Genomic DNA, 17,138 nt, shown 5'->3' with positions numbered 1-17,138 from the left:
CTATGTTTCACAATATGAAAAATATAATATAATATAAAAAAGGATTCTACGTAACGTTTAGCGAATATATGTTTGTAATATATATTGAAGGGATGATAATAGTGATTATTATGGGAATTGATCCTGGAATAGCAATTGTTGGTTTTGGAGTTATAGAATATAAAGGAAATAGATTTAAAGTGATAGATTATGGAGCAGTGATTACTGAATCAGAGGTTAGTTTTCCTAATAGGCTAAAACAGATATATGATAAGCTTATTGAACTGTTTAATATGTATAAACCGGATGCATTAGCTATAGAAGAATTATTCTTTAATAAAAATGTTAAAACTGCAATTAATGTTGGACAAGCTAGGGGAGTAGAAATATTAGCTGCAGTAAACAGCGGGATTGAAGTTTTCGAGTATACACCTTTGCAAGTAAAACAAGGTGTTGTAGGATATGGTAGAGCGCAGAAAAGACAAGTTCAAGAAATGATAAAAATAATTTTAAATCTAGAGAAGATACCTAAACCTGATGATGTTGCCGACGCTTTGGCTGTTGCTGTATGTCATGCTCACTCTGGTAACTTTAGGGATATGTTTAAAATTAAATGAAGGGAGAATGTGAATGTTTGAGTATATAGATGGGGTTGTGAGTATATTAGGTGATGACTATATAGTGTTGGAGAATAATGGCATTGGATTTAGAATTAATACTTCAAAAAATTCAATTGCGAATATAAGAAATAAAGGAGAAAAGCAAAGAATATATACTCAGCTAATTGTAAAGGAAGAAGGAATTTTTTTGTATGGTTTTACTACAAAAGAGGAACTTGATCTATTTAAGCTATTACTAACTGTCTCGAAAATTGGTCCTAAAGCGGGTTTGAGTTTGCTTTCAACATTAAAACCTAAGGATTTAAAGCTTTCTATACTAAGCAATGATTCTACTTTTTTGTCAAAAGCCCCTGGAATAGGTAAAAAAACTGCTGAGAGAATAATACTTGAATTAAAGGATAAAATTGATGATAATATAGATATTGAAGAAGGTTTACAAAGTAATATCGAAAATAATAATATTAATGAAGTTTACAATGCACTTATTTCACTAGGGTATAATAGAAGTGAAATAAGAATGGCTTTAGCTGATATAAATGTTACTGAGCTAAGTACAGAAGATATAATAAAAATTGCTTTGAAAAAAATATCAAATTCATAGGAAGGGAAATAATTTATGATGGACGATGAAAATAGAATTATTACTAGACAATTAAAAGCTGAGGATATGGAAAATGATAGTTCTTTAAGGCCTAAAAATATTGAAGATTATATTGGCCAAGACAAAGTGAAAAATAGATTAAAAATATTTATTAAAGCTGCTAATGCTAGAAAGGAAGCGTTAGATCATGTCTTATTATATGGGCCACCAGGTTTAGGAAAAACTACTTTAGCTAATATTATTGCTAATGAAATGGGTGTAAATATTAGAATTACATCTGGCCCTGCTATAGAAAGACCAGGAGATTTAGCTGCAATTCTAACTAATTTGGGAGAAAATGATGTATTGTTTATAGATGAAATCCATAGACTGAATAGAAGTGTTGAGGAAATATTATACCCTGCTATGGAAGATTATGCCCTGGATATTATAATAGGCAAAGGTCCAAGTGCAAGATCAATAAGATTGGATTTATCTCAATTTACACTTATTGGAGCTACAACTAGAGCGGGTATGCTTACTTCACCTTTGAGAGATAGATTTGGAGTTATATGCAAACTAGATTTATATGATGTAGAAAATTTAAAAGAAATAGTTAAAAGGTCAGCAAATATCTTGAAAATAAAAATTGACGAAGAAGGAGCTAAGGAAATAGCTAAACGTTCTAGAGGTACTCCACGTATCGCTAATAGATTGTTAAAAAGAGTCAGGGATTATGCTGAAGTTGTAGAAAATGGAGTTATATCCTATCCAGTTGCTAAAAAAGCTTTAGAAATGTTGGAGATAGATGAATTAGGATTAGATAATGTAGACAGAAAATTAATTATGACTATTATTGATACCTTTAATGGTGGACCTGTAGGATTAGACACATTATCAGCATCAACTGGGGAAGAAAAAAATACAATTGAAGATGTTTATGAACCTTACCTTCTTCAACTTGGTTTTATAAGCAGAACTCCTAGAGGAAGAATTGCTACTTCTAGAGCTTATGAGCACTTTGGATTGAATTATAATAAATAAGTTAAACAGGAGGGTAATTTTGCTATGGATTCATTAGGTAAAGGTATTATTGCGTTAGGTGTTGTATTAATAATTATAGGAGGAATTATCGTATTATTACAAAAAATTGGATTTACAAAGCTTCCAGGAGATATATTTATACAAAAAGGTAATTTTACTTTTTTCTTTCCAATTGTTACCTGCATTGTTATAAGCATTATTTTAAGCATAATACTGAATTTATTAAAGAGATAATTTAGATTATAAGGGGAGTGAGGGCTTGCACAGAAAAATATTTACAATACTTGTTATTATAGTTATGTTGTTTATTACTGAATTTGGAGACGCAAATGATAATCAAAGCGATAGCCAGTTTGTTAAGATAGGTTTAATTAATTCTATTAAGCCTGAAAGTACAATTTCTTTATATAGTAGTAGTGGATTTGATATAGGAATTTGGGATAAAAAATTTTTAAAGTTGTATGATATTGATAATGATAAAATTGTAGTAAAAAAAATATATAGTCAAGATAACATAAATGATTTATACTGTATAAGGATAAAAAAAAGCTATAGTGATTTTGAAAAAGCTTTAAAAGATTACTATTCGTTTAGGGAAGAAAAGATAGACGCATATCTAGTTTTTAACAATAATATTGAGATTTGGATTGGTGAATATACAGATAAAGATAATGCAGGCATAGAAAAAAATAAATTAAGTTCATTAATAAATTATTCTTTATATGTTTCAAAGATTGATGCAGATATGATTTTTGTTAGTGACAAGAAAGGCAATCATTTACTAGCTTTTAATAATGGTCGAAATATTATATTTAAGTCAAATAATGATGATGAAAAAAACTTAGTGAAAATTGAAGACAATTTATATAGAGACTATGTTACTTTTGGAATATATGAGAATAGATTAATTGCAATAAATTATACTACATTAAAACATTATTTATATGGTGTTGTACCAAACGAAATGTCTTGGGATTGGCCTTTGGAATCGTTAAAAGCTCAAGCTGTTGCTGCTAGAAGTTATGCTCTTTTAAATCTTGGTAAACACGAGAATAATGGCTTTGATTTGTGTGATGGACAGCATTGTCAAGTATATAATGGATATAATTCAGAACACTATGAGACTAATAAGGCTGTTGATGATACTGAAGGGAAAGTGATTAAATATAATGGTGAAATAATAAATGCTATGTATCATTCAACAAGTGGTGGACATACTGAAGATAGTGAAAATATTTGGCAGAAAGAGATTCCTTATCTTAGAGGAGTAGAAGATGAATATTCTATAGATTCACCTAATAGTACTTGGAAAATAATAATGACAAAGGAGGAGATAAAGCAAAAATTATGTGAAAATGGTATAGATATAGGCGATATTGAGTCTATAGAACCAATAAGTTATTCAGAAAATGGTAGGATTCTAGAAATAATTATTGAAGGTTCTGATGGAAGTTGTGTGCTAAAAAAAGAAGAGATAAGAGAATTGTTTGGATATAATGTTATTAAGAGTACTTGGTTTAATGTAAAAAGTGATAGCAGTGCTTATGTTATGTCAGCAGATACCTTGGAACCTATATATATTTCTCTAAACAATATTTCAGTAGTTAGTTCCAATAATAAACAATTAGCCAATAGAAGTTCTTTTAATAGAGTGAATATATCTAATGGATTTCAGAAAAGTACAATTTCAATAATTCCAGATACTTATATTTTTGAAGGTAAAGGATGGGGTCATGGTGTAGGAATGAGCCAATGGGGAGCAAAAAAAATGGCTGAGCAGGGGTATAGTTATGAGGAAATACTAAAACACTACTATTCAGGAGTAAAGATAGAGTAAAGGATGATGAATATATGAAAAAAAATGACTTTTATTATGATTTACCAGAGGAGTTAATAGCGCAGCACCCATTAAAAGAAAGATCAGAATCAAGGCTTATGGTACTTGATAAATACACTGGCAAGGTAAAACATGACCAATTTAAAAATATAATTAATTATTTAGATGAGGGAGATTGTCTAGTGTTGAATGATACTAGGGTAATGCCTGCTAGATTGTTTGGTTTCAGAAAAGATAATGGTAGTCAAATTGAATTTTTATTATTGAGAAGGATAGATAAATATAGTTGGGAAACTCTTGTTAAACCGGGTAAAAAAGCAAAAATTGGGAAAAAAATTATTTTTGGGAATGGTCTTATGACTGGAGAAATTCTTGATATTTTAGATGGAGGAACTAGGATTATTAAATTTGAATACGAAGGTGTTTTTGAAGAAATATTAGATATATTAGGGGAAATGCCTCTTCCTCCATATATTACTGAAAAGCTTCAAGATAAAGAAAGATATCAAACTGTATATTCAAAAAATTTGGGGTCTGCAGCAGCTCCTACTGCTGGATTACATTTTACTAAAAAGCTACTTAAAGATATACAAAACAAAGGTGTAAAAATAGCTTATATCACTTTGCATGTAGGGCTTGGTACATTTAGACCAGTAAAAACGCAAAATATAGAGGAACATCATATGCATTCTGAATTTTACAGCATATGTGATGAAGCTGCAAAGATTATAAATGATACCAAAATGAAAGGAAATAGAATAGTAGCTGTTGGTACAACATCAACAAGAACTTTAGAGTCAGCAGTAAATGAAAATGGGTATTTAGATGCAAAGAGTGGTTGGACTGATATATTCATATACCCAGGTTATAAGTTTAAGGTGATTGATTGCTTAATAACAAACTTCCATTTACCAGAATCGACTTTAATAATGCTTGTAAGTGCTTTAGCAGGTAGAGAAAATATTATGAATGCATATAAATTAGCTGTTAAAGAGAAGTACAGGTTTTACAGTTTTGGTGATGCAATGCTTATAAAATAAGCATTAAAAGTATGTTGAGGAGGTTAATATGGCTATAAAATTTGAATTAATCAAAGAATCCAGTGAAACTAAAGCAAGGTTAGGAAAACTATATACACCACATGGAGTTATAGAGACTCCAATATTTATGCCTGTTGGAACTAGAGCTACTGTTAAAACTATGACTCCAGAAGAGCTTAAAGATATAGGTGCACAAATAATATTATCAAATACCTATCATTTATTTTTAAGGCCTGGACATGAGTTAATTAAAGAAGCTGGTGGATTGCACAAATTTATGCATTGGGATAAGCCTATACTTACTGATAGTGGTGGGTTTCAAGTGTTTAGCCTTGGCGATCTAAGAAAAATAACTGAGGAAGGAGTAGAATTCAGATCTCATATAGATGGTTCTAAGCAATTTATTAGTCCAGAAAAATCTATTGAAATACAAAATGCTCTAGGCTCTGATATTATGATGGCTTTTGATGAATGTGCACCTTATCCTAGTGATAGGGACTATGTAATTGAATCTTATAAAAGAACAACAAGATGGGCTAAAAGATGTAAAGATTTTCATAAAAATGTTGACAAACAGGCTTTGTTTGGAATAGTGTAAGGAGGAATGTACAAAGATTTAAGAGAAAAAAGTGCTAAAGAACTTATAGATTTGGATTTTCCCGGGTATGCAATAGGTGGATTAAGTGTAGGTGAACCTCCTGAACTAATGTATGATATACTAGATTTTACTGCACCTTTACTTCCTAAAAATAAGCCAAGATATCTGATGGGTGTAGGAAGTCCTGATTATTTATTTGAAGCTGTTATAAGAGGTGTAGATATGGCAGATTGTGTTTTACCTACAAGGATAGCTAGAAATGGAACTGTATTGACAAGCCATGGAAAGCTAGTAATTAGGAATGCCAAATACGCAAGGGATTTTGAAAAACTAGACCCAGAATGCGATTGTTATACATGTAGGAATTATTCTAGGGCGTATATTAGGCATTTATTTAATGTTAATGAAATTCTTGGTGCACGGCTTGCTACTATACATAACCTATATTTTTTAATCAAACTTATGGAAAATATTAGAAAAGCAATAAAAGAAGATAGATTATTAGAGTATAAAGAAGAATTTTATAAAAAATATGGGTATATAAAATAAAGGATTTAGCTTTTATTTGTAGAATAATATATCCTATGAAAGGAGGGACTGCTTTTGCAGCAATATCAAGGGCTTATATTACCTATAGCTTTCCTTGCTATTTTCTATTTTTTAGTTATTAGACCTCAACAAAAAAGGGACAAGAAAATTAAGGAAATGAGAAATAACTTAAAGTTAGGGGATGAAGTAGTTACTATAGGTGGCATATATGGTAAAATTACAAAAATAAAAGATGACTTAGTAACTATTGAAGTAGGTAGCGATAAAGTAAAATTTAATATTGCTAAATGGGCTGTAGGTAATGTATTAAATAAAACAGAAAATAAAGACAAAAAGTAAAATTAAATAATTGTGAATATCATAAGTTAAAACTCCCGAATTTTAAAGAACTTATCAAGTGATTAATTAAGTTGAATTATTTGATTAGTTCTCAAATAGGGAGTTTTTGTTTTATAAATTAAGGCTCTTTGTCAATATTTGGGGTGGGATTTTTTTAAATCACACTCCATTACTATTTTTAGCTCTAATTTTTGCATTTGGTTGAGGAGGATAAAGCTATACGTGTTTTTGGGTGCACTTAAATAAACCTAGCTAAAATGTAGGCTTCATATAGGTATTTACTTTTTAGATATTTATCTAGTACAGTGAAGAATCCTATTACGGAACCTATGAAAGTTTTTAAGCCCAAAAGATATTCGTTTCAATACCTTAATCTTATTATTAAAACCTTCAGTTGGACTATTAGTATAACCATATTTAAAAGCATTTTTAATTTCTTTATACCATCTTCTATATGTAGCTGCACATTTTTCAAACTCTGGTATTCCAGAGTTTTCTGCATTTTCAATCCATTGAGCAAATTCTGTACATTGATAAGAATATTTATTGCTTTGACAGATTTCATAAAACCACTCTTTAAGCTTATGGGCAATACGTAAGTCATCATTATATAAAAGCATTAAATCAACAGCTTCTTTATTCTCATTCTTAAGCTTATAGTAACGAGTTAGAATTAATTTTCTGCTTCGCTTATAATATTTTCTAAGGGTGGTAGACATAGATTTCTGAATACGCTTTCTCACATTTTCAATAGCCCAAGTTACATGCCTAATAAAGTGGTATTTATCAATAATAATTTTAGCTTTAGGGAAAAACACTTTGGCTAAGTCAACGTAAGGCTGCCACATGTCACAGACGAAGAACTTTACCTTATTTCTTTCCTTACGAGAAAATCGCCTAAAATAGCTCACAAGGTCACTTTGATACCTATTAGGAATAATATCTAAAACCTTATTTTTTTCCCCATCAACAAGAATACATTGATATTTTCCAGTCTCTGCATTACCTTTAAACTCATCAATACAAAGAACCTTAGGTAATGTAGGAACATCATAATTAACATAATTAAAAATACGAATAACAGTAGAAACAGAAACATTAGCAACTTTAGCTACAGAAGTTAGGCTAGTTAACTTAGTAAGCTCTTGACAAATAAAAAATGCCAACCGGTTAGTCATGCGGTGATAGCGAGGCAGAAAGTCATAAGACTCATAAAATCTCTTTCCACAAGAGCAAACATATCTTCTTTTACGAAGCACAAGGTAGGTGTGCTTAAACTGAAAAGGCAAATCCTTAATTGTTTGTTCTCTATAATCGTGAATTTTAGAAGTTTTAGCACCACAAGCAGGACAAGTATGTTCTTTTGGATCGGTTGTAATATGGATTTTAACAAAAGAATCACCATGTGATATTTTAGTTATTTTAACCCCTTCTAAATTTAATAATTGTGTGATAAAATTAGATTGCACTTGTGAATAAACCTCCTTTGTATGTTGTTTTTTCCAATTAACATTTTAGCAGGTTTATTTCGCAAGTGCATTATATTTTGGGAAAATAAATGTTAGGGCACATCTTTCTCTACCCCAACATTTATTATAGAACCTAAATTAAAAAAAATTAATGTATAATTATGGTATAAATTAGTTAGATTCGCATAAATATTGAGTAAGGGGTAAGGGAGGGATTTTTATTGAAATATAAACTAAAAAAAGATAGTTCTAGATATACATATTATTTAACAAAAGGACTATTGATATCTTTTGCAATAACAGTGATTTTAATGATATTATTTACATTAATGCTTACTTTTACAAATATATCTGAAAATATGCTTACTGTTTTTAATTCTATTTCTATAATTTCAAGTATAGTAATAGGGGCATTGTACAGCTCTTATAAAACAAATAGAAAAGGATGGATTGTTGGGGGAATAATTGGATTTTGTTATATAATAATTATTATATTAATAAATGCTATCATAAATAAAGAGTTGAGCTTCAATTTGTATATTATTATTAAGATGTTAATTGCCCTAATTGTTGGTATGGTTGGAGGTATAATAGGAGTTAACTTAAAATAAAACTTTATTTAGAAAGTAGTTTGTGATATAATCTAATATGTTAAAAACAACGAATTGGTAAGGAGGACTAGAAATGAAGCATATAAAGACTTTAAGTAAGAAAAGTTTAAGGGTTACATGTTCAACTGGCGGATGTGGTGAATGTCAAACTTCATGTCAATCAGCTTGTAAGACTTCTTGTACAGTAGGTAATCAAAGCTGTGAAAATAACTAATTACTTAATAAAGTGGTGGTCAAGCCACTACTTTTTAATTTTAAGCTAAAGTGTAAGCTTGGAGGTAAGTTATGAGTGATAAATTGCATAAAATTCATTTTAATAATACGAGAATTATTTTAGATATAGCAAGTGGTGCAGTTCATATTGTGGACGAGCTAATTTGGGATATTGTCGATTTATTTGAAAAAAATAGTTTAGATGAAATTGTTAAAAAACTTAATAGTAAATATGATGAAAAAGATATAGTAGAAGGCTATGGCGAGATAAAAGAGTTAGTAGATGAAGGACTGATTTTTACTACTGATGACTATTTAAAAGATGTTAAATCTATGCATTCAAATATAGTAAAAGCATTATGCTTACATGTTGCTCATGATTGTAACTTAAGATGCGAATATTGCTTTGCTTCACAAGGAAACTTTCGTGGAGAAGCTATGCTAATGCCATTTGAGATAGGGAAAAAGGCATTAGACTTTTTGATAAAGGAGTCTGGAAATAGGAGAAATTTAGAAGTTGATTTTTTTGGTGGGGAACCTTTAATGAATTTTGAAGTAGTTAAAGACTTAGTCAAATATGGAAGAAGCATTGAAAAAGAATATAATAAAAACTTTAGATTTACAATAACCACTAATGGTATATTGTTAGATGATGAAAAGATGAAATTTATAAATGAAAATATGGATAATGTAGTAATGAGTCTTGATGGTAGAAAGCTTATTAATGATAAAATGAGGCATACTGCAAGTGGAGCTGGCAGCTATGATATTATAGTACCTAAATTTCAAAAAATGGTAAAACTTAGAGGAGATAAAGATTATTTCGTAAGAGGGACTTTTACATCTAATAACTTAGATTTTACTAAAGACATATTAGAATTTTATAAATTAGGGTTTAAAAAGGTTTCAATAGAGCCAGTAGTAACAGATCCACAAAAAGATTACGCTTTAAGAGAGGAACATCTTCCTAAAATTTTGAAAGAATATGAATTATTTTCGAAAGAATATGTTAAAATAAGAAATAAAGATAAAAAATTTAAATTTTTCCATTTCATGATTGATTTGGAACAAGGACCATGTATTATAAAAAGGATTTCTGGATGTGGTGCTGGTTCGGAATATTTGGCTGTTACACCTAATGGAGATTTATATCCTTGTCATCAGTTTGTTGGAGAAAAACAATTTAAAATTGGAGATGTTTATCAAGGGATTACTAATCTTAAATTAAGAGATAAATTTAGGGAACAAAATGTATATAGTAAAGAAGATTGTAGGAAATGTTGGGCAAGGTTTTATTGCAGTGGTGGCTGTCATGCTAATGCTTATTATGCTAATGGAGATATAAAAAAGCCGTATAAGATGGGATGTGAAATGGAAAAAAAGAGAATAGAATGTGCAATATCTGCCGCAGCTATTTTAGCTAGGGGGGAAAGTCATGATAATTGAATATAAAGGAATAAAACCTAAAATTCACGAGACTTGTTTTTTAGCAGACAGTGCAGAAATAATAGGAAATGTGGAAATCGGTAAAAATACAAGCATATGGTATAGCTGTGTTTTAAGAGCAGACTATAATAAAATAAAAATTGGAGAGTATACAAATATTCAGGACGCGTCAGTTATTCATATAAGTAAGGATTATGATACAATTATAGGAGATTACGTTACTGTTGGTCACAAAGCTATAATACATGCTTGTAAAATAGGCAATAATGTATTAATAGGTATGGGCTCAATTATATTAGATGGAGTTGAAATAGAAGATAATGTATTAGTAGGTGCTGGAAGTATAGTTACTCCTGGAAAAAGAATACCAACAGGATCATTGGTATTAGGAACACCAGCAAGAGTAGTTCGAAAATTAAGTGATGAAGAAATAAAACAATTAAAGCAATCAGCTGTTGACTATGTCAAATACGCACAGAACCATAAAAATAGCTTTTAGATTATTTATTGACTCTTATATTATACAAATATATAATAAAATAGTATGAACACAGTAAAGAGGGGGAAGAGTGATGAACCTTAAGAACACAATTATTTTTATTTTAATAGTTGCATTAGTAGTGTTTACTTCATATGTCGCTATTAATGGTGTAGATTTAGGAAAATACAAAATTGAAAATGCAAGAGAAGAAATTGACCTTGGATTAGACCTAGCGGGTGGTGTTTATGTTGTCCTTGAAGCACAAACGGACGCAACTGGTGAGGAGTTAGATAAGATAATGGAGCAATCTAAGGCGATTATTAGAGAAAGAGTCGATGGTCTCGGTGTATCTGAACCTAATATTACTATTGAAGGTAATAATAGGATAAGAATTGAATTAGCTGGAGTACAAGATTCACATCAAGCTATAGATTTAATTGGGAAAACTGCACAGCTTCAATTTATTGATCCTGAAGGTAATGTAGTAGTTACAGGTAAGAATATAAAAAAATCTGAGGCTAAATATCAATCTACTGATTTAGGAGAAGAGCCTGTAGTTGCATTGGAATTCGATAAAGAAGGCACTACTAAATTTGCAGAAGCAACAAAGAGGTTAGTGGGTAAAACTAATGATATAGATAAGATAATATATATAGTATTAGATGATAAAGTTATATCAAGTCCTGTTGTTCGTTCAGTTATTGATGATGGTCAAGCACAGATAGAAGGTAATTTTACAATACAAGAAGCCAGTGAGTTGGCAACATTGATAAGGGCAGGTGCTTTACCTGTTGAGATGAAGGAAATGGAAGTATCCACTATAGGACCAACTTTAGGATTGAAATCATTAGATAAAAGTATTTTTGCTGCAATGATTGGCTTAATACTAATTTTTGCTTTCATGTTAATATACTATAGAATACCTGGATTAGTTGCAGATATAGCCTTAATTATTTATATTCTCATAATGCTAGGTATTATGATTAATTTAGGAGTTAAGCTTACATTACCAGGTATAGCAGGATTGATATTGTCAATTGGTATGGCAGTAGACGCAAATGTTGTTATTTTTGAGAGAATTAAAGAAGAATTGAGAATGGGCAAGTCTTTGAGGTCTTCTGTTGATTCAGGATTTAAAAGAGCATTATCAACAGTATTGGATGCAAACATTACTACCTTTATTGCTGGGTTAGTATTATATAGTTTTGGTACTGGTCCAATTAAGGGATTTGGCGTTACTCTAATAATAGGGATAATTTCATCTATGATTACTGCTGTATTTATTACTAAATTCCTATTAAAGTTAATTATAAATACTAATATAACTAAGAATACAAAATTATATGGAGCTTAAAGGGGGGACAAAAATGAACATTGTTAAAAACAGTAAAATTTTCTTTAGTATATCATTAGTTATTATTGTTATTGGAATAATTACAGGCTTAACTAGTGGATTTAATTATGGAATAGATTTTACAGGTGGAACATTATTACAAATAGATATGGGTAAAACTGTTCCTGTAAACGAAATAAGAGAAATAACTGATGAATTTGATAAAGATGCAAGTATAATTCATGCTGGAGAAGAGAAAAATGAGGTTATTATAAAGAGCAAGTTAGATATGGATAATACAATGAGAAAAGAAATAGTTGATAAGTTTTTAAAAAAGTATGATTTAGAGGAAGACGCATTTATAAAAGCTGAAAAAATTAGTCCTTCCATAGGTAATGAAATAAGAAGGAAAGCAGTAATTTCTATAGCTATTGCTACTATAGGTATGCTTATATATATAACTTTCAGATTTGAATTTAAATTTGCTTTATCTGCTATAATAGCATTATTACATGATGTTTTGATTGCAATTGCATTTTATGCGATATTTAAATTTCAGATTAATAGTTCTTTTGTAGCAGCTATTTTGACAATAGTTGGTTACTCTATAAATGATACTATAGTTGTATTTGATAGAATTAGAGAGAATATTAAATTAATGAGAAAAGATAAATATGAGGATATTGTAAACAAGAGTATAGCTCAAACAATAACCAGATCAATAAATACTTCGGTTACTACTTTAATGGCTATCGGTGCATTGTATATATTTGGAGTAGAAGCAATAAGAGACTTTGCTTTGCCACTTATTGTTGGGGTAGTAGTTGGAACATATTCTTCAATATTTATTGCTAGCCCACTTTGGTTGCTATTTAAAACACGAGGCTCTAAAAATGGTAAATATAATGCTAGAAGAGTATAATAAAAAAACTGCCGTTTGGTGGTTTTTTTAATTATACTCTTTATTTAATTCATAAAATGTATTAAACTTAAATTATCAGAGAAATAGATAGTAAATTTAAAACCGTTTTGGATATATAGAGACAAAAGCGTTGAACTTAAAATATGATTATAATCTAATAAAATTCAGAGTAATATATGTGATGAAATATGAAAGTTATAGTATTGAGCTTGCTTATTTATATTATTTGTTAAATTATATTTTAATTATAAATTTTAGTAAATAGGAGGTTGCTTATGCAAGCTGGTTTTATTTTGTCATTATTTTTTGCTATAGTAGTTGCATTATTTGCTTTAAAAAATGCTAATTCAGTGTTAATTGATTTTATTTTTGCAGAAATTGAAGTTTCACAAGCCATTGTAATCTTTGTATCAGCAGCTTTAGGAGCTGTAATTGTTATGTTGTTAGGATTAGTAAGGCAAATAAGATTATCGATAAAGATAAAAGAACAAGGAAAAAAGATAGAGTCATTAGAAACTCAAAAAATTGACTTGGAAAATAGGATAGAAGAACTGTTAAAAGATTACAAATCATCAGACAATGTTGCAGAAGCAGAGATTTGTACAAAGACAAACTTTGATGAAAAAATGAATAATAAAAAAGATCTAAATGCTAACAATTTAAATGTTAACAATTTAGAAAAAACTAATGAAAAATAATTTATATACATAAAAATTGGGTGACGAAAATATGAATATAAACAAGATCTTTAAAATACAAAATAGTGATTATAGCAATGTAGATATGTTGAGTAGTGAACTGAATATTTCAAAATTAACATCTAAAATATTGATTAATAGAGGACTAAAAACTAAAGAAGAATGCTTAAAATTTTTAAATCCTAAATTAGAAGATTTACATGACCCATTTTTACTAGAAGATATGGATAAAGCGGTTAAAAGAATAATCAAAGCTATAAAGAATAAAGAAAATATATGGATATATGGTGATTATGACGTAGATGGAGTAACTAGTACATCATTGATGATCTTATTTTTAAGGAATATTGGTGTAAAATGCAATTATTATATACCAAATAGACTTAATGAAGGCTATGGGCTTAATAAAGCAGCTGTTGACTATATAAAAAATAATAATGGAGAATTAATAATAACTTTTGATTGTGGGATAACTTCTTTTGAAGAGGTTGAATACTGCAGGGATAATAATATTGATATTATCATAACAGATCACCATCAATGTCAAAATATTTTACCAGAAGCATATGCAGTAATAAATCCTTCAAGGAAAGATAGCAAATATCCATTTAAAAAATTAGCTGGAGTAGGAGTGGCATTTAAACTTGTACATGCTTTATCAAAAAAATTAGATGTGAAAATTCACTTAGAACAACTATTACCTATTGTTGCTATTGGAACAGTATCTGACATTGTATCTTTAACTGGTGAAAATAGAATATTAGTGAAGTATGGAATAGAGGAAATGAATTCTTGCAAAAATGTGGGTATTAAAGCTTTGCTTGAAGTTACCGGCTTAAAAAATAAAAAGATTACTTCAGGACATATTGGATTTGTTATTGGACCTAGAATTAATGCTGCAGGAAGAATGGGGTCAGCAGATTGTGGTGTTGACTTGTTTACTACTGATGACTATGAATATGCTTTAAAAATTGCTAAATTTCTAGAGAAAGAAAATTCAAGAAGACAAAATTTAGAAATGAAAATATTTAAGGAAGCTGAAGACTACATTAATCAAAATATAGATTTAAAAAAAGACAAGGTGATTGTTGTAGCTTCTGAATCCTGGCATCCTGGTGTTATAGGAATTGTGAGTTCGAGAATAACTGAAAAGTATTACAAACCAAGTGTTGTTATATCTATTTGTGATAATGTTGGGAAAGGCTCTGCTAGAAGTATATCTACATTTAATTTATACGAGAATTTGTATAAATGTCGTGACTTATTTAATGCATTTGGAGGGCATTCACAGGCTGCGGGATTATCTATAGAATTGAAAAATATTGATGAGTTTACTAAAAGGATAAATAGAATAGCAAATCAAGTGTTGATGGACGAAGATATGATACCACAAACTAATATAGATGCAGAAATAAGCCTTGATGATTTAAATATAGAGATTATTAAAGAAATTAAGTTACTTGAACCTTTTGGGATTGGGAATTCTTTGCCAGTACTAATTTTAAAAGATGCTAAGGTTGAAAGTGTCAAAAAAGTGGGGAAAAATAAATCTCATTTAAAATTATCAGTAAGGAAAAATAACGTTTCTTTAGATTGTATCGGATTTGGAATTGGACATATTTCAGAAAATATAAATGTAAATGACTGTGTGAATATTATTGGAAATGTTGAAATAAATGAGTTTATGAATGAAGAAAGAGTTCAAATAAATATAAAAGACATTATAAGTGATATTTTGCCACTTAATGATGTCAATTCTTATAAATACTTGTTTAATATTATTAAAAATGATTATAATAGTATAGATAAAAGCATCTTAAAAAAGTGTACTACAATTTTGAATAATATTGATAGATTAAAATATACTATAGAACTATTAAAAAGTTACGAAAACATATTAGTTGTAGTTAACAATATATATAATTTTAATCAATTAATAAAAGAAGTTATTACGAATGGTAGAGATATTATAAAAAAGACAGAAATATCTTTAAATAAAGGTTTAACATCAAAAACAAATAAAATCATATTAAATCCTACTATTCATAGCATTAATATTGATCATTATGATAAAATAATCATGTATGATTTATGTTTTGATATAAGTGATATTAAATACTTTTATGATATTAACTGTACTAAAGTAGAAATATTAGCAAGACAGGAAGACCTAACATATAACACTATTATATTGAATAGAATGATTCCATCTATTGAAGAACTAAGAAAAATTTACAAATCTCTTATATCGAAGAATAAGGAGATTTTGAAAATTGATGTTTCAAATTATTTAAAGTATATGTCAATAACCAAAGGTATGAGATTAAATCCTGTTAAGCTTTGGATTATATTTAACGTTTTTAATGAATGTGGATTATTGGATTTTATTGAAAAAAATAATTATTACTATGTAAAATTAAATGAAAGGCCTGAACAAAAAATTGATATTTTAAATTCGACTGTTATGGTAAAGTTATATAGCTTATTTAATGATTACAAAAACTTAAAAAGATTTTTAAGTTTTGATTTAAGTAATTAAAATACAATTTAAAGTTTTAGTGAAATTGAAGGGGGAATATACGTGGATTTAAAGAATATGATAAGAAATATTAAGGATTTTCCAAAGGAAGGTATTAATTTTAAGGATATTACACCTGTTTTAAAAGATAAGAAAGCCTTTAAACAGTGCATAGATGAAATGGCTGAACAAATTAAAGATAAAGATATAGATTTAATTGTTGGGCCAGAGGCTAGAGGCTTTTTAATTGGAGCTCCATTAGCATATAAGTTGGGAGTAGGATTTGTTCCAGTAAGAAAACCTGGAAAATTACCAGCAGAAACCATTAAACATGAATATGAATTAGAGTATGGAACAGATGTTTTAGAAATGCATAAGGATGCAATTAAGCCAGGACAAAAAGTTCTTGTAGTTGACGATTTATTAGCTACAGGTGGTACAGTTTACTCAATAATAAATATGGTGGAAAGTTTAGGTGGAAAAGTTGTCGGTGTACACTTTTTTATAGAATTAGAATTTTTAAATGGTAGAGATATGATTAGTGAATACGAAGTGCAATCATTAATAAAATTTTGATGAGTTCCCACAATGTTGTGGGACTTTTTACAATAAATATTAACTAGTGGAATCAAAAATGTTTTTAATTGAGTATTCTTGTGGTATACTGTTATATATATTTAATTACAGAATATTATTATTTTTCATTAATGAGCAGTACTAAAAGTTAAAATGTACCTATGAAATATAATTTTTTCTTGATATAATATTTAAATTAAAGTATTAAGATATTTGTGTTAAATTAATTATAGTAATATTTTTTAGTGATAGAATGTAGTAGATAATATGTTTATCTATATCTAG

At 28.9% G+C, this 17,138-nt stretch carries 17 protein-coding genes and 1 pseudogene; 17 read left to right on the top strand and 1 reads right to left on the bottom strand.

Features of this window, described 5'->3' with window-relative positions; genetic code table 11:
• The first annotated feature begins 101 nt into the window (after positions 1–101).
• From ruvC to yajC, 8 genes and pseudogenes are all read left to right on the top strand, one after another.
• Positions 102–596: a crossover junction endodeoxyribonuclease RuvC gene (ruvC, locus tag ACZ41D_RS09435; RefSeq protein WP_464153132.1), complete on the top strand. Its 495-nt coding sequence runs from the start codon at positions 102–104 to the stop codon at positions 594–596.
• Between the two features lie 13 nt (positions 597–609).
• Positions 610–1,200, top strand: coding sequence for a Holliday junction branch migration protein RuvA (gene ruvA / locus ACZ41D_RS09430; protein ID WP_464151187.1), 591 nt, complete (start codon positions 610–612; stop codon positions 1,198–1,200).
• Between the two features lie 15 nt (positions 1,201–1,215).
• Positions 1,216–2,223 (top strand): Holliday junction branch migration DNA helicase RuvB, encoded by a 1,008-nt coding sequence (gene ruvB / locus ACZ41D_RS09425; protein WP_464151186.1) that lies wholly within the window; start codon positions 1,216–1,218, stop codon positions 2,221–2,223.
• Positions 2,224–2,247: 24 nt separating this feature from the next.
• Positions 2,248–2,457, top strand: coding sequence for a DUF2905 domain-containing protein (locus ACZ41D_RS09420; RefSeq protein WP_464151185.1), 210 nt, complete (start codon positions 2,248–2,250; stop codon positions 2,455–2,457).
• Between the two features lie 25 nt (positions 2,458–2,482).
• Positions 2,483–4,060, top strand: a complete 1,578-nt coding sequence (locus tag ACZ41D_RS09415) for a SpoIID/LytB domain-containing protein (protein WP_464151184.1) — start codon at positions 2,483–2,485, stop codon at positions 4,058–4,060.
• Between the two features lie 14 nt (positions 4,061–4,074).
• Complete coding sequence (gene queA / locus ACZ41D_RS09410) at positions 4,075–5,100, top strand: tRNA preQ1(34) S-adenosylmethionine ribosyltransferase-isomerase QueA (RefSeq protein WP_464151183.1); 1,026 nt, start codon at positions 4,075–4,077, stop codon at positions 5,098–5,100.
• A 28-nt stretch (positions 5,101–5,128) separates the two neighbouring features.
• A pseudogene (gene tgt, locus ACZ41D_RS09405) lies at positions 5,129–6,247 on the top strand (tRNA guanosine(34) transglycosylase Tgt).
• A 54-nt stretch (positions 6,248–6,301) separates the two neighbouring features.
• Positions 6,302–6,586 (top strand): preprotein translocase subunit YajC, encoded by a 285-nt coding sequence (gene yajC, locus ACZ41D_RS09400; protein WP_464151182.1) that lies wholly within the window; start codon positions 6,302–6,304, stop codon positions 6,584–6,586.
• A 293-nt stretch (positions 6,587–6,879) separates the two neighbouring features.
• Here yajC and ACZ41D_RS09395 read toward each other — a convergent pair whose 3' ends face one another.
• The gene (locus ACZ41D_RS09395) at positions 6,880–8,055 is read right to left on the bottom strand and encodes an ISL3 family transposase (RefSeq protein WP_464151181.1); all 1,176 of its coding nucleotides are present in this window, start codon (positions 8,053–8,055) and stop codon (positions 6,880–6,882) included.
• 221 nt (positions 8,056–8,276) lie between these two features.
• Between ACZ41D_RS09395 and ACZ41D_RS09390 the strand changes: the two genes are divergently transcribed.
• The 9 genes from ACZ41D_RS09390 to ACZ41D_RS09350 all read left to right on the top strand — a co-directional run bounded on the left by ACZ41D_RS09390 (position 8,277) and on the right by ACZ41D_RS09350 (position 16,853).
• Complete coding sequence (locus ACZ41D_RS09390) at positions 8,277–8,666, top strand: TIGR04086 family membrane protein (protein ID WP_464151180.1); 390 nt, start codon at positions 8,277–8,279, stop codon at positions 8,664–8,666.
• Positions 8,667–8,739: 73 nt separating this feature from the next.
• Positions 8,740–8,880, top strand: coding sequence for a six-cysteine ranthipeptide SCIFF (scfA, locus tag ACZ41D_RS09385; RefSeq protein ID WP_464151179.1), 141 nt, complete (start codon positions 8,740–8,742; stop codon positions 8,878–8,880).
• A 71-nt stretch (positions 8,881–8,951) separates the two neighbouring features.
• Positions 8,952–10,325, top strand: a complete 1,374-nt coding sequence (scfB, locus tag ACZ41D_RS09380) for a thioether cross-link-forming SCIFF peptide maturase (protein WP_464151178.1) — start codon at positions 8,952–8,954, stop codon at positions 10,323–10,325.
• The gene (locus tag ACZ41D_RS09375; RefSeq protein ID WP_464151177.1) at positions 10,315–10,824 is read left to right on the top strand and encodes a gamma carbonic anhydrase family protein; all 510 of its coding nucleotides are present in this window, start codon (positions 10,315–10,317) and stop codon (positions 10,822–10,824) included. Before scfB ends, ACZ41D_RS09375 begins: the two co-directional genes overlap by 11 nt.
• Before the next feature lie 73 nt (positions 10,825–10,897).
• Positions 10,898–12,160, top strand: coding sequence for a protein translocase subunit SecD (gene secD / locus ACZ41D_RS09370; protein ID WP_464151176.1), 1,263 nt, complete (start codon positions 10,898–10,900; stop codon positions 12,158–12,160).
• Positions 12,161–12,173: 13 nt separating this feature from the next.
• Positions 12,174–13,061: a protein translocase subunit SecF gene (secF, locus tag ACZ41D_RS09365; RefSeq protein WP_464151175.1), complete on the top strand. Its 888-nt coding sequence runs from the start codon at positions 12,174–12,176 to the stop codon at positions 13,059–13,061.
• Positions 13,062–13,336: 275 nt separating this feature from the next.
• Entirely contained in the window at positions 13,337–13,759 is a 423-nt protein-coding gene (locus tag ACZ41D_RS09360; protein ID WP_464151174.1) for a LapA family protein, read from the top strand.
• Between the two features lie 31 nt (positions 13,760–13,790).
• Positions 13,791–16,298: a single-stranded-DNA-specific exonuclease RecJ gene (gene recJ / locus ACZ41D_RS09355; RefSeq protein WP_464151173.1), complete on the top strand. Its 2,508-nt coding sequence runs from the start codon at positions 13,791–13,793 to the stop codon at positions 16,296–16,298.
• Between the two features lie 42 nt (positions 16,299–16,340).
• Positions 16,341–16,853 (top strand): adenine phosphoribosyltransferase, encoded by a 513-nt coding sequence (locus tag ACZ41D_RS09350; protein WP_464151172.1) that lies wholly within the window; start codon positions 16,341–16,343, stop codon positions 16,851–16,853.
• Positions 16,854–17,138 lie beyond the last annotated feature (285 nt).

Source organism: Brassicibacter thermophilus (genome assembly GCF_055378355.1).
This window is presented reverse-complemented; position numbering and strand designations above follow the sequence as displayed.

What these genes read in the sequence shown, in the direction of transcription:
- scfA (WP_464151179.1), top strand. Translation starts at nt 8,740, where the DNA reads ATGAAGCATATAAAGACTTTAAGTAAGAAAAGTTTAAGGGTTACATGT.
- ACZ41D_RS09360 (WP_464151174.1), top strand. Translation starts at nt 13,337, where the DNA reads ATGCAAGCTGGTTTTATTTTGTCATTATTTTTTGCTATAGTAGTTGCA.
- queA (WP_464151183.1), top strand. Translation starts at nt 4,075, where the DNA reads ATGAAAAAAAATGACTTTTATTATGATTTACCAGAGGAGTTAATAGCG.
- ACZ41D_RS09375 (WP_464151177.1), top strand. Translation starts at nt 10,315, where the DNA reads ATGATAATTGAATATAAAGGAATAAAACCTAAAATTCACGAGACTTGT.
- scfB (WP_464151178.1), top strand. Translation starts at nt 8,952, where the DNA reads ATGAGTGATAAATTGCATAAAATTCATTTTAATAATACGAGAATTATT.
- secF (WP_464151175.1), top strand. Translation starts at nt 12,174, where the DNA reads ATGAACATTGTTAAAAACAGTAAAATTTTCTTTAGTATATCATTAGTT.
- ACZ41D_RS09420 (WP_464151185.1), top strand. Translation starts at nt 2,248, where the DNA reads ATGGATTCATTAGGTAAAGGTATTATTGCGTTAGGTGTTGTATTAATA.
- recJ (WP_464151173.1), top strand. Translation starts at nt 13,791, where the DNA reads ATGAATATAAACAAGATCTTTAAAATACAAAATAGTGATTATAGCAAT.
- secD (WP_464151176.1), top strand. Translation starts at nt 10,898, where the DNA reads ATGAACCTTAAGAACACAATTATTTTTATTTTAATAGTTGCATTAGTA.
- ruvB (WP_464151186.1), top strand. Translation starts at nt 1,216, where the DNA reads ATGATGGACGATGAAAATAGAATTATTACTAGACAATTAAAAGCTGAG.
- ruvA (WP_464151187.1), top strand. Translation starts at nt 610, where the DNA reads ATGTTTGAGTATATAGATGGGGTTGTGAGTATATTAGGTGATGACTAT.